Genomic DNA, 15,369 nt, shown 5'->3' with positions numbered 1-15,369 from the left:
AGGCCTTTTGGAAATAAAATTCAACTAACTCAAAATTTTATTGCTTTATCATGCGTAACGTGACGTTCCTGTTGTAGGTGTCGGTCGCCTTGACCAGGTACAAACCACTCGGTAAATCGCCGATCGGGTATTGGTATTGCTCGTCGTTTTTGCCGAACGATTTGACCAATTGCCCCGAAAGCGAATACACCTCAAGGCTGTTTACGTTGGTATTCACCGTAAAGTAATCCGACGACGGGTTCGGCACCAAGCCAATGCTGGCCGTAGTTTCGAATTGGTCGGTGTTGAGCGTCACCGGTCTGTTGCCGTACACCGCAAATTGCCCCGCCGGTAAGTTAATCGGCGTAGTAGTATTGGTGACCACCACTGGCGTGTTGTCCATCAAATTGTACCAGGTTCCGGTGTAAGGGAAATCGGGCGTGATGTTTTGCGCGGCCACCGAAAAGTTGGCCAGCACCACCACATTCTTGAGCTGCGTAGACGGAATGGCATCGTCGTAGATGTAAATACGCTGTCTGATGTTGCTTCCGTTGGTACTGATTGCATAGTTGCCTTCGAATACCGGTTCCTGGATCTTGAGCGCGATCATCTTGGCCCAATCGTTGTAGATTTTGTTGCGGTTGGCGTTGGCCAACCAATTCTCGGTCCATTGCGGCTGCGGCTTGGTGTCGAGCTTGCAATCGCCTGCAGTCGGGTCACTTTCGGTATTGACCGTGCCGTTGTTGCAGGTGTAAATAGACAATTGCATCCCCAAATCGGCAAAATGCCAGATCATCTTCGGACCAGGGACAAGCAATGACGCTGCGCCAACTGCCGACATCCTGCCGAGTGAATTGTTCAGGTTGTTGAACGGAGGTGCCGTACCGCCCGCATTGCCGTAGGTCATCGCGTTGTACATCAAACGTTCCTTGTCGTGGCTCTCGGGATAACCCATGACGCGTTTGCCCTGGAAGTTGGCGTGCGACGTATGTCCGATACGCGAAATGTCTCCGCCCGTGGCATAACCACCCATAAGCTGTGAATAGGCATAGGTCATTTCGGCCCACATCATCACGCCCTTGCTCGGGGTTTCGTTAAGACGGTAGTTGGCCCATTCTTTCTCTTCGTTATCCTGGCCGAGGTGTTCGAAAATTACATAATGCGTCGGATCCAAACTCCAAGAATAGTCGGCATACTGCTTGAGGATGTCTACACGGTCTTGCTGGTAAGAACCCGTACAACCTTCGTCACCCGTACAGTTTTGCGTAAAACCTTTGGTCAAGTCCCAACGGAAACCGTCGATCTTGAAATCTTCGATCCAACGTTTGACCGTTCTGCGCACGTATTCTTGCGTGCGCGGTTGCTGGTGGTTGAAATCGCTTCCTACACCATAGCTGTGCGTGGCCACTTGGTTGAAATACGGGCTTTCTGAACTGGGTTCGCCCCAGCCATCGCCGTCGGGATCGTTCATCCACATGCGGTTCATCGGGTTGCGACCGAACGCGTGGTTGAGCGCCAAATCGAGTATGACCGCGATGCCGTTCTGGTGGCACAAGTCGATGAATTCCTTGAACTTGTTCTCGGTGCCGTAAAACTTGTCGAGCGCCAAGTGAAAAGAGGTATTGTAGCCCCAGCTTTCGTTGCCTTCGTATTCCATCACCGGCATCAATTCGATGGCGTTGATGTTCAGGTTTTTGAAGTAATCGATCTTGTTGATCAAATCCTGGTAGTTGCGGTTCGCATCGAAGTCGCGGATGAGCACTTCATACACCACCAAATCTTCTTTCTTGGGCTTGACGAAATTGGTCACCTGCCAGTTGTAAGGCGTTTGCGCGGTTTGCAATACCGATACCTCGCGGCTCTGCCCGAGCGGATACGTCGGGATGTTCGGATAGCTCGTCGCAGGGATGTACGGATCGTCATAAGTGTTCAAGACCAAGTACGAATAAGGGTCGGCGGTCTTGACGAGCGCCGGAGAATTGGCGATAGGCGTGGCATCGGCTACCCAATACTGGTAGTGGTAAATCTGGCCTGGGGTCAGGCCTGTAAGCTCGAGCCAAAACTTGGTTGAGCCCGCGGCATTGTCTTTTTTCATCGCGTAGGCCGCCGTAGGGTTGTAGTTGTTGAAACTCCCCGCCACATACACAAAATCCTTGTGGGGTGCATCGAGCACGAGGATCGCCTTGGTCGCATCGGTCGGGTTGTAGTTGATACCTCCCACCAAATTGGCCGACGGCAAAGCCGCGCTGATGGTCCCCGGATTGATCATCACGGCGAACTTGCGCGAAAATGTGGTCGCACCCTGCGTAATTTGCAGGTCATAATTCTTGTTGACGGTGATGTTCGTATCGTTGTAATTGAACGACGAACCCGTCGATGTAGAAATGCTCACGCCATTGGCGAGCAAGTTGTAATTGGCCGCTCCGTTGGTGTTGCTGGCCGTGATGTTGAGGCTTTGCCCCGAATTGAGAATCGTGGTGCTGTTGATGGCAGGACTGTTCAGGTTCGCCTGGAACGCACCCACGTTGATGAAAATATCATCCGATTGTTGCGCGCCCGTATCCGAACGGAACACCACACAGATTTGCGTAACCGACGCCGACGTATCGACACCAAAATACGCAAAAAGGCTCGGTGAAATGGTAAGCGTTTGGGTATTACCAGAGCCCGAAAGCGCAGGTTGGGTGCCGTTTTGCCCCCATTGCCCGATGACATTTTGCCAGGTATTGCCATTGACCGTAAGGCCAATGTGTGCGTAAATGGTTCCGTTGTACGTGGCCAAACCGGTTCCTGACTTGTTGAAGGTAATGGTGACTGCCTGGTTGGCCTCTGGAATGGTCGGGTTGGTTGTAACCTGTGCCCAACTTGAGAGTCCTGTCAGCAAAAACACCATGCCTAGTATAATTTTTTTCATTGCAAGTGGTATTTATGATAAAAAAGGGCTGTAAGAGAACAGCCCTTTTTTGGGAATTTATTTTGTATTACAAAGCGGTCACCGTATAGGTATAAGCTCTTGGGTTGCTCAAGTCGAGTACGATGTGGTACATGCCTGACCCTGGTGTAGGGATATCGGCGCCACCGTAGCTCATCACTTCACCGGCTCCCGGTTTGTCGACTTGGAAGTCACCTAGGTTCAAATCCCAGCCGTCGTTTGCGCGGAACTTGAAAAAATTGCCTGCGGTCAGCATGATGTCTAACGACAAAGTCTTGGTCGCAGGGTCATACACCATGTCGGTATCTGAATCCCAGCCGGTTGGCGTACCGTTTCCGATGACACCCCAGTTTACGGTTTGCGTGCTGTAGCTCAATGCCTCTGTATCGGCTTTTACATAGTAGTAACCCGGTGTTGCGATGGCATCGGTTTCGCTACCACCATCGGCCAAAACACCTGCGAAGCTACCGTCGTCGCCCCAGTCTTGCGTACCCCAATCAAAAGTCCCGTCGGCTTGCGGAGAAAGGAATTTGAATCCGCCGTCGAGCCACATATAACCCTCGTAATCGGTTTCGCCAAATCCTGAAGAAGCGATCAGCGGAGCGGTCGAAGGCGACCATCCTTGGTGATTTCCTGGAACGGCAAGCGTTGGGTTGTCGGTAGTGTACGGTGTAATGGTCAACGTAATGCTGTTTGAAGCGATGGGTTCGCCCGCATTACCTACAACCGAAATGATACGAACGTCGACATCTTGTTCGGTGTACGGGAGCAACGCCAATCCGTCAGGATTGATTGCGATCGAGTTCAATTGCTCTACAGTCCAGCTTACCGATCTGTTGGTGGTGCTGGCCACTTCAAACGGCTCGGCGAAGTCGGTACCTGCCGCAGCAAATTCTACGTTGTACGTGATGGGTGTCGCAGTGCTGTACGCAGCGTCTGTCCAAGCGAGCGTCAACCCCAGGTTGTCCATATTCTCAGGTGAGAGTACAACATTGGTTCCGGCATCCGGCGCAATAATGACCGGACCGTTTTGTGGTGTAATCATGGCTCCATTCGGAATTTCGTCTTCCTCGCAAGAGAAAGTGGCTGCAACCATCAGGAACAAAGCAGAAAGTTTTACTATTTTTTTCATCGTGAATATCTTTAATTATTAATAACCAGGGTTTTGAGTCAAGTTTGGATTCGCTTGCAACGCTGTCAAAGGAATCGGGAATACATTGTAAGTAGCTGGAATGGCCGTACCGTCTTTGACGCCGCCTTTCCATGGCCAGAGGTAAGCACCGCCGGTGAATTTGCCGAAACGGATCAAATCGGTTCTGCGGATGCCTTCGAAATTCAGTTCGCGTCCGCGTTCGTCCAAGATGAAATCGAGGTCGAGATCACCCGACGAAATCGCAGCTGCGTTCGAACGTTGTCTGACCAAGTTGACATACTGCAAAGCCGTAGTCGGCGAACCGCCCGCTCCCCGCACTACGCACTCGGCATACATCAGGTAGGCATCGGCCAAGCGAAATACCGGGAAATCGGTTCCCGAGAATTCGGTAGCCACCGAGCTTCCTGTGAAGTTCGTGTTGCGGTATTTGATCGACGGAAACCCATCTACCCAAATTTTGTAATCGTTCATTTCGAAGCTGTGACCCGTCGTCCAGAACAATTGGGCGCGCTCGTCAGGCGAAGCGGCGAGTGCAGCGGCACTGTTGCCGAACAAGCCGTACCAAGCCTTGGTGGCGCGGTGTCCGCCCCAGCCGTTGCCGGTTACGCCGTATTCATTCACCGTCATGGTCTCTGCGAGCAAACTGCCTTGAACCAAATAGGTGGTGTTGCCATAACTTTGGCTTACGACCGGATCGGCAAGCAAGGCATAAATGATTTCGTTTTGCGCTTGACCTTGGTTGTTGTCGCCCGAGAACAAACTCACGAAATCAGGTGCCAACGAGTAGCCGCCTTCGTCGATCACTTTGGCCGCATAGGTCAACGCCTCGCTGTAATGCGCTTCTCCGGTGTAGACTTGTGCGTTCAAATACAACCTGGCCAACAACATGCGCACCGCCGATTTGTTGGTGCGTCCGTACGAAGTGGTCATAGGCGTAGCATCTTCGATGGCCAGCAATTCCGACTCTACAAAGTTAAAAAGTTCAATTCTTGACGCTTCGGGCTTAGGCTGCGAGATACCGGCATCTGCATCGGCCTCGGTCACCAAAACGCCTTTTCCGAAACAATCGATCATGTAAAAATAAGCCATGGCGCGCAAAAAGCGGATTTCTGACTTATAGGCCTCGCTGTTCGGTACATCGGCGTTATCAAGCGCCACAATGATGTTGTTACATTGTGGGATCACATAATACACGCGGTTGTACAGGTAGCGGAAGAATTTGTTGTTCTCGTCCCATTGCGAAGTCGTGGTCAACTGGTCGAGACCGTTATCGCCCCAACGGTTTTTCAAGCCGTCGGCGGTAAAGTCCTGCAAGTTGATGATGTTGCGCAAAAACGGCGATTCACCCGCGTCGTCGCCCACAAGGTCGGAACTGCCCGGTCCGTCTGGCCCAGAAAGTGCAAACGCAGCGTAGAGTTTAGACAACATGCCGTTGATCGCTTCTGGATCTTCGGCCAACAGTTGCTCGAGCGTTTTTTCGATCTTTGGTTCTGTATTGAGGTCGTCGGTACAACCGTTCAGCGTAAACAGAAGCAAAGCCGCTCCAATTAGATTAATACTGAATTTTTTCATAGTTTTTTAATTAAAAGTCAAAGCTCAGTCCAAAAGTGTACATTCTCGGACGTGGATAGAAATTGTTATCGATCGCATTGTAGTTCTCAGGATCCTGACCGCTGTAATCGGTGATGATGAAAGCGTTGTTGATCGATCCGTAGATTCTCAAGCTGGTGTTCTTGACAAATTTCGGGAATTTGTAACCGAGCGTGATGTTGTCGCAACGCAAGAACCAAGCCTCTTCGAGCAAGTAATCAGAGAATGCACTGTTGCCGTTGAAGTTGGCAAAAGTCGGATCGGCCGCGCCTTGGTTGAAATCCATCACGTTGTTGAGCGCGTTGGTTGTCCCTTGTGTAGCACGTTCGGTAAAACCGTACTTGATGACCGATGAATTGTAGGCCATACCGTCGATTTGACCGTGGAAACCCGCAGAAAAATCAAAGTTGTACGCATTGATGTTCAAGTTGAAACCGTAAGTCCAGTTCGGACGCAACGAACGGTAGTATTTGTCGTCGTTGGTAATTTGTCCGTCGGCGTTCAAGTCGGCAAATGCACCTGGAATTGGGTTGCCCGCCGCATCATAAATTTGCTGGAATACCCATGCCGAATACGGTTGGTATCCTACGGCATGGTTGGCCAGAAACAAACCGGTTTGCGTAGGAATACGGCTCTCGGTGGCTTGTACCGCGGTAACACCGCCATCCAATTTGGTTACTTCAGAATAGTTGTAAGCGATGTTTCCGCCCACGTTTATTTGTACTTTTTCGGCATCGAACGCCTTGACGTTCAACGCAACTTCAAAACCTTTGCTTTCGGTTGACCCAAAGTTACGGATCGCCTCGTTGGTCAGGTATTGCCCCACCGGAACCGGTACTCGTGCCAAGAGGTCTTCGGTTTCTCTCGAGTAGAAATCTACGCTACCCGACAAACGTCCATTCTTGAAGAACGAAAAGTCGAGACCTGCATTGTATGTTTTACTGGTTTCCCAAGTGATGTCTGGGTTAAAAGCGAGTGCAGAATAGGTCAATGATCCCGGAAGATACTGGCTTGTTGGACTACCTGGAAGGAACAACGGTCTAGACGGGTAGTATCCTACCGTACCGGTGATACTGGCTTGTCCCGTTTCGCCGTAGCTCAAACGCAGTTTCAAATCGTCTACAAAGTTTACGTCTTTCATGAACGATTCTTCCTTGATTTTCCAAGCGAATGCCCCCGATGGGAAATAGCCCCATTGCTGGTCCTTTCCTGTAAACACAGAGGAAGCCTCTGCACGGAAGGAAGCGGTCAACAAGTACTTGCCTGCAAAATCGATGTTGGCACGACCAAAAAATGCCTGCAAGTTCAAGATGTTGTAGTAACGGTTGTTTACGTTGTTCGGGTTGATGATCTCTTCGCGAATTCCTGTTCCCGGACTTTCGTTGTAGCGGAAGTTTTGCTTGTTGCCGTCGATCACAAAGTTCTGATAGCTGTAACCACCAGTAAGGTCAAATTTGTTGACAAATCCGTTCAAATCCTTAGCATACACGAGATAGGCATCCATTGTCGTATTGGTGTTCGCTTGGTTCTCGACGTAGTTCACCCCTGGATTCAACACCGGTTCATTGGCCTGGTTGAAACGGTACGTTGCAATAGCGCCCATATCATACAATTCGTGGATCCTTGATTGCGACGCATCGATACCCAAGTTCAATACCGCGCGCAAATCTGGCAGGAAGTGCATCTTGTAGTCGAACTCGGCATTACCGATAAAACGCGTTACGCGCTCCGGACGTGATCTTTGTTCGAGCAATGCCAACGGGTTGGTGGCGCCATCGATGATATTTCTGCCACCGTTAAGTGTAGTCGATTGGTAATAGTTGCCAAAAAGGCTGTTCGGCACGCCATAAACCGGCTTGGTCGGATCCATCGACAAAGCGCCGTAAATGGCCCCGTCCTGATCGATCGCGTTTTTATCGCTGTAGCTGCCTTTGGCGTTCACATCGATTTTCAAATGATCGTTGAGCAATTTCGGCGTCATTTTGAGCGAGTAGGTAAAACGCTCGTAATCGCTCGTCTTGACCAAACCTTGGGTGTTGTTATAACCCAATGAGAAACGGAATGGGATTTTCTTATACAAGTTCGCGCGCGCGCTGAACGTATGGTCGGTTGAAATCGAGGTACGGAAAATCTGGTCTTGCCAGTCTACATCATACAACGTTCTGCCCTCGATGGCCGAAGTCGTAGGATCGTCGGCAATTCCAGAGCCATCAGGAATACCCAAATCGCCTACGCGCTCAGGGAAATATTGTCTGATGAACTGCGTGTACTCGGTACCGCTCATGAGGTCGATTTTTTCATCCACCTGACCGGTCGTTACACTGCCCGAATAGTTGAACTGCGGCTCACCCGACGAACCTTTCTTGGTCGTGATGATGATGACACCGTTCGAAGCACGCACACCGTAAATCGCTGTAGCCGACGCATCCTTAAGGATCGAGAAGCTCTCTACATCGTTCGGGTTGATCAGGTTGAACGGGTTCGCGATACCGGCAGGGTAATCGTTGCTGATAGGCACGCCGTCGATTACAATGAGTGGTCTGTTCGACGCGCTGATCGACGCACCACCCCTGATCAAAATCTCGGGTGTAGCATCGGGCGCACCGCCACCGTTGACGATACGAACACCGGCAGCTTTACCGGTCAACAACTGGTCTACCGATACGATAGCGCCTTTGTTGAAGTCTTTGGCCGTAACCAAAGATACCGATCCGGTCGCATCTTTTTTATTGACCGAGCCGTATCCGATTTGGACGACTACCTCGCTGAGCTGCGCGGCTTCTTCCCGAAGATTGACCGTCAGGTTGGCCTGCCCCGAATAAGCGACCGAGTAATTGGTATAGCCCAGGTACGAGAAGACGATGGTATCGCCATTCTTGACCCCGGCCAAGGTAAAATTACCGTCAAAATCGGTTTGGGTACCGCCCGAGGCACCCTGAATCACTACATTTACTCCCGGAATGGGCTGCTTCGACGCGCCGTCGACAACAGTTCCTTTCAAAGTGCTCTGGGCCAGCGCACTAAACGGAAGTAGAAGCAATAACAACAACAACTTTTTGTAAATTGTTTTCATACATTTTGTTTAAGTTAGAATTAGTTTTTTAGCGCTTATACTTTTACTTCGAATGTTAAAATTAAGTAAAATTTACGTCGATTTGTGTTAACGCGTTCCAAATGAGCACCGAAAACGTTTTCGTGTTGAAAACTTTCCCGAATACGCATATTTTTAAGGTGAAAATTTCGATTTGCGAAAATTAAATTTACCTTTATTTCGAAAACATTATTTATCCTTTTGTTGATGAAAAGAAAAGTGACCCTCAAACAAATTGCCAAGGAATTGGACGTGTCGATTTCTACCGTATCCAAATCGTTGCGCGACAGCCCCGAAATATCCGAGGATACGCGTCAAAAAGTACAGGCGTTCGCCAAGCTCTACAACTACAAACCCAACCTGATTGCGCTGAGTCTTAAGAACAAGAAAACCAAGACCATCGGCATCATCATTCCCGAAATTGTGCACCACTTTTTCGCGACCGTCATCAGCGGTATCGAACACGTGGCCAACGAGCACGGGTACAACGTCATCGTGACGCTTTCGGACGAATCGTTCGACAAAGAGGTCATCAACATGGAAATGCTCGCCAACGGCAGCATCGACGGATTCATCATGTCGCTTTCGAAGGAAACGCAGCACAAAAAAGACTTCCACCACATCGCCGAGGTCATCAACCAGGGCATGCCCGTGGTGATGTTCGACCGCGTCACAAGCGACATTTTGTGCGACAAAGTCATCATCGATGACAACGCGGCCGCATTCGATGCCGTGCAAAGCCTCATCAACAACGACTTCAATAAAATTGCACTGATCACGACCGTCGACTATGTGAGCGTAGGAAAATTGCGTACCGATGGCTACATCAAGGCGCTGCGTACCAACGACCGCAAAGTCGACGAAAGCCTGATCCTGCGCATCGAAGACATCGACAACTGCGAAGAAGCCATCGAAAAAATGATGCAAGAAGTCAAACCCGACGCGGTGTTTGCCGTCAACGAACTGTTTGCCGTCACGGCCATCAAGGCGGCCAACAAACTGGGTCAAAAAGTTCCCGAGGATGTTTCGGTCATTGGTTTTACCGACGGTATCATCTCCAAATACTCCTCGCCTAGCATCACGACGGTATCGCAAAACGGCATCAAGATGGGCGGCAAAGCGGCCAAGATGCTCATCGACCGGCTCGAATCAGAAGAAGAGGACGAAGAACTGTACCGCACCGAAGTCATCGAGACGCATTTGGTGGTACGGGAATCTACGCCAACGTTGTAGTCTTGGTTAAATTATTGTTTATTAATTATTTATATTTTTTATTGGGCGGTTTTGACGATTGTTAATTCCGCCCAAAAATTTTTTCGAACCAAAAAACTCCTATATTTACATCCGATTATCAGGGCTTAAAACTTTTACTTCGAAAACAAAAGTGAGTTTTGATAAGCGACACGCTTATCGTAGATAATTTAAATTACGATAATGGAAAAGCGTAGATTAGGTTTCTGGGAAATCTGGAACATGAGTTTCGGTTTCTTTGGGATACAAATGGGTTTTGCCCTTCAGAATGCCAACGCGAGCAGGATTCTTCAAACCTTTGGTGCCGATGTACACGAACTGTCGTGGTTTTGGATCATCGCCCCGCTCATGGGACTGATTGTCCAACCCATCATCGGGCATTATAGCGACAACACCTGGGGCCGTTTTGGCCGACGAAAACCATTCTTTTTGGCGGGTGCCTTGCTGGCTTCGGTGGGACTGATCCTCATGCCGCAAGCCGACATTTTTATCGCGTTGCTCCCTGCCCTTTGGGTGGGCGCGGGCATGCTCATGATCATGGACGCTTCGTTCAACATCGCCATGGAGCCGTTCCGCGCGCTTGTGGGCGACAATTTGCGCAACGACCAGGCCACGCTTGGATTTAGCGTACAAACAGCGCTCATCGGATTTGGCGCCGTGATTGGATCATGGTTGCCGTATGCGTTGCACAACTGGTTTGGCGTTCCCAACGAAAGCACCGACGGCAGCGTCCCGCAGCACCTGATTTACTCCTTTGTTGTAGGAGCCGTTTGTTTGGTGGCGTCGATCTTGGTTACGGTACTCACCACCAAGGAATATTCCCCCGAAGAGCTCGCGCGTTTTTCCGACGAAAAAGCCAGTGCCGATGCGCTTGCCGCAGAACACGCTACCGATCCAGAGCCGGTCAAGGAAGCGCGTTTGATGGACATTTTTGACGATTTTAGAAAAATGCCATCGACCATGCGCCAACTGAGTTGGGTACAGTTTTTCTCTTGGTTCGGATTGTTTGGCATGTGGGTGTTTACGACGCCCGCCATTGCGCACCACATTTACGGTTTGCCCGTAGACGACGTCAAAAGCGCGACCTACCAGGCCGCAGGCGATTGGGTGGGGATTTTGTTCGGGATTTACAACGGCGTATCGGCGATTTTTGCGTTTGCGCTGCCGATGATCGCCAAAAAAATCGGACGCAAGAAAACCCACGCCATTTCACTCGTCATCGGTGGTATCGGACTGTTGTCGATGTACATCATGCCCGATGAAAACTGGCTCATCCTGTCGATGGTTTGCATCGGCGTGGCTTGGGCAAGTATCCTGGCGATGCCGTACGCGATTTTGGCCGGGGCGATTTCTCCCAAGAAAATGGGCGTGTACATGGGCATCTTCAATTTTTTTATCGTCATCCCACAAATTATCAACGCTTTGATCGGCGGTCCGCTGGTCAAATACCTTTACAACGACAATGCGATTTTTGCGTTGGTCACCAGCGGCGTGAGCTTTTTGATCGCCGCCGCGCTCGTGGCCAAGGTAAAAGACGTAGAAGCTTAAACCCCAATTCATGACTAAAAAAGCATTCATTTTTGACCTCGACGGCGTAATCGTCGACACGGCCAAATATCATTTCTTAGCCTGGCAGAAAATCGCCGCCGAACTCGGGATCGAATTCACTCCCGAGCACAACGAAGAGTTAAAAGGCGTGAGCCGCGTACGTTCTTTGGATATTATTTTGCAACTCGGTAAAATGTCGGCGTCGCAAGAAGACAAAGACCGATGGCTCAAACAAAAAAACGAAGATTACCTGTCGTATCTGGTGCACATGGACCAAAGTGAATTGTTGCCGGGTGTGTTGCACATCCTGCAATTTTTAAAAGACCACGGCCAACCGATAGCGTTGGGGTCGGCGAGCAAGAACGCGCGTCCGATACTCGAAAAGACGGGCATCCTGCCCTATTTTGACGCCATCGTAGACGGCAACGACGTGACCAACGCCAAACCCGATCCCGAAGTGTTCGTGCAGGCGGCCAAATTGCTCGGCATCGACAACACGCATGCCATCGTGTTCGAAGATTCGGTGGCGGGCGTGCAGGCGGCCAACATCGCGGGCATGACGAGCATCGGCATCGGCGAGGAATCGATTTTGAAGGAAGCGCAGTACAATTTCCCTGATTTTGTACACATCGACACGAGTTTTATCGAATACATCATCAAAAAATAATCAATCGAAGACGAAAGACAAAAGACAAAAGTCAAAAGAGGAGCCGCGGCAAGATTTCTTTCGACTTTCGACTTTCGACTTTTAGACTAAAACGAAAGAAAATGAACCAGGATTATATCAAACCCGACAATTGGTCGGTTATCGAAGAAGGATTTGATGCAGAAAGGGTAAAATCATCCGAAAGTTTATTCAGCATCGGCAACGGCGCCATGGGCCAACGTGCCAATTTTGAGGAAAGTTACTCCGGACACACGTTCCAGGGCAGCTACATCGCGGGCATTTATTATCCAGACAAAACCAAGGTAGGCTGGTGGAAAAACGGCTACCCCGAATATTTCGCCAAGGTATTGAACGCCCCGAATTGGATCGGGATCGACATCGAAATCAACGGCGAGAATTTTGACTTGGCCCAATGTACGTCGGTCAAGAATTTCCGCCGCGAGCTCAACATGAAGCAAGGCTGGTACAACCGATCTTTCGAAGCGACGCTGCAAAACGGCACCGAAGTTTCGGTCAACGTCAATCGATTCCTGTCGTTGGAATTGGACGAAGTGGGCGTCATCAACTATGAAATCACGCCGCTGAATAAAGACGCGAAAATCGTCTACAAACCCTACATCGACGCGGGCGTACACAACGAAGACGCCAACTGGGAAGAAAAATTCTGGGAGCCACTCGACGTCAAACACGACGGCAACGAAGGTTTTGTGACCGCACGTACGTTCAAGACGCATTTTACCGTGACGACGTTCATGCAGAATACGCTGCTCAAAAACGGCGACGAACTCGCGCTTTCACCTGAAAATGTATCGGCGAACAACGAGAAAATCCAGTTTGTGTACACCGTCAACGCTGCGCAAGGCGAAGTCGCATCCATCCACAAAATCGGCGGGTACACCGTTTCGATGAACCACGACGACACGTATATCGCCGCGCAAAAAACCATCGAAAAAGCGCTTGAAAAAGGCTACGAACAATTGTTCGACGACCAATCGAATGCGTGGGCCAAAATCTGGGAAATGTCAGACATCACCATCGACGGCGACACCAAGGCGCAGCAAGGCATCCGCTTTAATATTTTCCAATTGAACCAAACGTATTCGGGCAAGGATTCGCGCCTCAACATTGGTCCGAAAGGCTTTACCGGCGAGAAATACGGCGGCTCGACTTATTGGGACACCGAGGCCTACTGTATTCCGTTCTACATGGCGACCAAAGACCAACAAGTCGCGAGAAACTTGCTCACGTACCGTTACAACCAACTCGACAAAGCCATCGAAAACGCCGCCAAATTGGGCTTTACCAACGGCGCGGCTTTGTACCCGATGGTGACGATGAACGGCGAAGAATGCCACAACGAATGGGAAATCACGTTCGAGGAAATCCACCGCAACGGCGCTATCGCGTTCGCCATTTACAACTATTACCGTTTTACCGGCGATTACAGCTACATTCCTGAAAAAGGACTCGAAGTTTTGATCGGCATCGCAAGGTTTTGGCACCAACGCGCGAGCTATTCGACGCACAAAAACCAATTCATGATCCTGGGCGTGACCGGCCCGAACGAGTACGAAAACAACGTCAACAACAACTGGTACACGAATTACATCGCCAAGTGGTGCATCGATTATACGATGGAACAAATCGGCAAAATCCGCGCGGATTACCCGTCCGATTTTTCGAGAATCATGTCCAAAGTAAAACTCGACGACGCCGAAATCGCGCACTGGAAACAAGTCGCCGATAAAATGTACTTCCCGTTCTCGGAAGAACACGACGTGTATTTGCAACAAGACGGCTTTCTCGACAAAGATTTGGTCAAGGTTTCCGACCTCGACAAATCGCAACGCCCGATCAACCAAAAATGGTCATGGGACCGAATCCTGCGCTCGCCGTACATCAAACAAGCCGATGTGTTGCAGGGATTTTATTTCTTCGAAGACCATTTCAGCAAGGAACAACTCGAGAAGCATTTCGATTTTTACGAACCATTCACCGTACACGAAAGTTCGCTTTCACCGTGCGTCCACTCGATCCAGGCCGCAGTGCTCGGAAAAATGGACATGGCCTACACGTTCTATTTGCGCACTTCGCGCCTCGACCTCGACGATTACAACAAAGAAGTCGAAGAAGGCTGCCACATCACGTCGATGGCGGGTACCTGGATGAGCATCGTAGAAGGTTTTGGCGGCATGCGCGTCAAGGACAACCAGTTGCATTTTGAGCCGCGCATCCCGGAACAATGGGAAGGCTATTCGTTCAAGATCAATTTCCGCAACCAGGTTTTGAAGGTTTCGGTCAGCGAGGGTGAGACGAAATTTAATATTGAGGGGAATACGCCGCTCGTCGTTTTCGTGAACGGAAGACAGGTGACGGTGGAGCCGGATAGTTTAGTGATAGTGTAAGTGGGCGCCACGGGCGGGCTGTCCGCTGTATCTTTTACGGCCTCCGTCCCGAAGTGTCGGGACTGCGGCCGCAAAAGGATGCCGCTGCCATCCCTGGCGCAATTTTTCGTCGGAATTGACGAAGGAAATTTGATTGATGTTTTCGCTGCCGCGGGCCTACTTTTGCCTCGCCGCAAAAGTAGCAAAAAGGCGTAGCGGCACACTTTCTCGGCTAAAAATCCCGCTTGCAAGCTAAAAGAAATAAACTCGCTACGCTCAGACAGAATTTCTTTTTTAACGCTTGCTTCGCTGGATTTTCTTAACGCCTCCAAAGTGAATGCCGCGCCAGGCAGGAAAGTCATATTTGCATTTTTGGCTTGCCCGCGGCGCCAAAAATCCGCACGAGGAACGTTTGTTCAAAGTTGGACGAGTCGTTTCGCTTGGGACGTTTGTCGTAAGACGTCGTCGGCGGGTAAATTCGTTCTAGCCACGACGGTGTTCCAAGCGCGTCAGACGAACGCACAAAGCGGACGATAAACGTTCTATTTTAGACAATGCTTCAACGTGAGGCCGGCGCATCGACCTTGCAGGCGGGTACCAGCCGTTTGAAGAGGGCGCAAAAAACAAATTCTGTTTGAGGCGCAGCCGAGTTAATTTGTTTTCGCCATCGAAAACTTGGCTGGTCGCCGAAAGGTCTGCGCCTACGCACTTTTGCTACTTTTGTTGCGAGACAAACCGAGGGACGAGGTTCAGCGAACACCAAAAACAAATATT

At 50.2% G+C, this 15,369-nt stretch carries 8 protein-coding genes; 4 read left to right on the top strand and 4 right to left on the bottom strand.

The annotated features are described in order from the left end of the window. Positions 1 to 37 precede the first annotated feature (37 nt). From BLP55_RS07630 to BLP55_RS07615, 4 genes are all read right to left on the bottom strand, one after another. Positions 38 to 2,893 carry an alpha-amylase family glycosyl hydrolase gene (locus BLP55_RS07630; protein ID WP_091141746.1) on the bottom strand — a complete coding sequence of 952 codons (2,856 nt, stop codon included), beginning with the start codon at positions 2,891 to 2,893 and terminating at the stop codon, positions 38 to 40. Between the two features lie 67 nt (positions 2,894 to 2,960). Further along, a complete protein-coding gene (locus BLP55_RS07625; protein ID WP_091141745.1) occupies positions 2,961 to 4,043 on the bottom strand; it encodes a SusE domain-containing protein in 1,083 nt (360 codons plus the stop codon). Between the two features lie 18 nt (positions 4,044 to 4,061). Beyond that, the gene (locus BLP55_RS07620) at positions 4,062 to 5,636 is read right to left on the bottom strand and encodes a RagB/SusD family nutrient uptake outer membrane protein (RefSeq protein WP_091141744.1); all 1,575 of its coding nucleotides are present in this window, start codon (positions 5,634 to 5,636) and stop codon (positions 4,062 to 4,064) included. A gap of 10 nt (positions 5,637 to 5,646) precedes the next feature. After that, positions 5,647 to 8,727 (bottom strand): SusC/RagA family TonB-linked outer membrane protein, encoded by a 3,081-nt coding sequence (locus BLP55_RS07615; RefSeq protein WP_091141743.1) that lies wholly within the window; start codon positions 8,725 to 8,727, stop codon positions 5,647 to 5,649. Between the two features lie 225 nt (positions 8,728 to 8,952). On the opposite strand from BLP55_RS07615, the gene BLP55_RS07610 reads away from it, so the two are divergent. From BLP55_RS07610 to BLP55_RS07595, 4 genes are all read left to right on the top strand, one after another. Next, positions 8,953 to 9,978: a LacI family DNA-binding transcriptional regulator gene (locus BLP55_RS07610; RefSeq protein ID WP_091141742.1), complete on the top strand. Its 1,026-nt coding sequence runs from the start codon at positions 8,953 to 8,955 to the stop codon at positions 9,976 to 9,978. Between the two features lie 201 nt (positions 9,979 to 10,179). Then, positions 10,180 to 11,544, top strand: a complete 1,365-nt coding sequence (locus tag BLP55_RS07605) for an MFS transporter (protein WP_091141741.1) — start codon at positions 10,180 to 10,182, stop codon at positions 11,542 to 11,544. Positions 11,545 to 11,554: 10 nt separating this feature from the next. Continuing rightward, positions 11,555 to 12,211: a beta-phosphoglucomutase gene (gene pgmB / locus BLP55_RS07600; protein WP_091141740.1), complete on the top strand. Its 657-nt coding sequence runs from the start codon at positions 11,555 to 11,557 to the stop codon at positions 12,209 to 12,211. 101 nt (positions 12,212 to 12,312) lie between these two features. Then, positions 12,313 to 14,616, top strand: coding sequence for a glycoside hydrolase family 65 protein (locus tag BLP55_RS07595; protein WP_091141739.1), 2,304 nt, complete (start codon positions 12,313 to 12,315; stop codon positions 14,614 to 14,616). The last annotated feature ends 753 nt before the right edge of the window (positions 14,617 to 15,369 follow it).

The sequence above is a fragment of the Flavobacterium caeni genome, assembly GCF_900101895.1.
In the GTDB taxonomy this organism is placed as follows: domain Bacteria; phylum Bacteroidota; class Bacteroidia; order Flavobacteriales; family Flavobacteriaceae; genus Flavobacterium; species Flavobacterium caeni.
The sequence above is the reverse complement of the archived record's forward strand: the minus strand, read 5'-3'. Positions and strand labels throughout refer to the sequence as shown.

What these genes read in the sequence shown, in the direction of transcription:
- BLP55_RS07615 (WP_091141743.1), bottom strand. Translation starts at nt 8,727, where the DNA reads ATGAAAACAATTTACAAAAAGTTGTTGTTGTTATTGCTTCTACTTCCG.
- BLP55_RS07610 (WP_091141742.1), top strand. Translation starts at nt 8,953, where the DNA reads ATGAAAAGAAAAGTGACCCTCAAACAAATTGCCAAGGAATTGGACGTG.
- BLP55_RS07630 (WP_091141746.1), bottom strand. Translation starts at nt 2,893, where the DNA reads ATGAAAAAAATTATACTAGGCATGGTGTTTTTGCTGACAGGACTCTCA.
- BLP55_RS07625 (WP_091141745.1), bottom strand. Translation starts at nt 4,043, where the DNA reads ATGAAAAAAATAGTAAAACTTTCTGCTTTGTTCCTGATGGTTGCAGCC.
- pgmB (WP_091141740.1), top strand. Translation starts at nt 11,555, where the DNA reads ATGACTAAAAAAGCATTCATTTTTGACCTCGACGGCGTAATCGTCGAC.
- BLP55_RS07620 (WP_091141744.1), bottom strand. Translation starts at nt 5,636, where the DNA reads ATGAAAAAATTCAGTATTAATCTAATTGGAGCGGCTTTGCTTCTGTTT.
- BLP55_RS07595 (WP_091141739.1), top strand. Translation starts at nt 12,313, where the DNA reads ATGAACCAGGATTATATCAAACCCGACAATTGGTCGGTTATCGAAGAA.
- BLP55_RS07605 (WP_091141741.1), top strand. Translation starts at nt 10,180, where the DNA reads ATGGAAAAGCGTAGATTAGGTTTCTGGGAAATCTGGAACATGAGTTTC.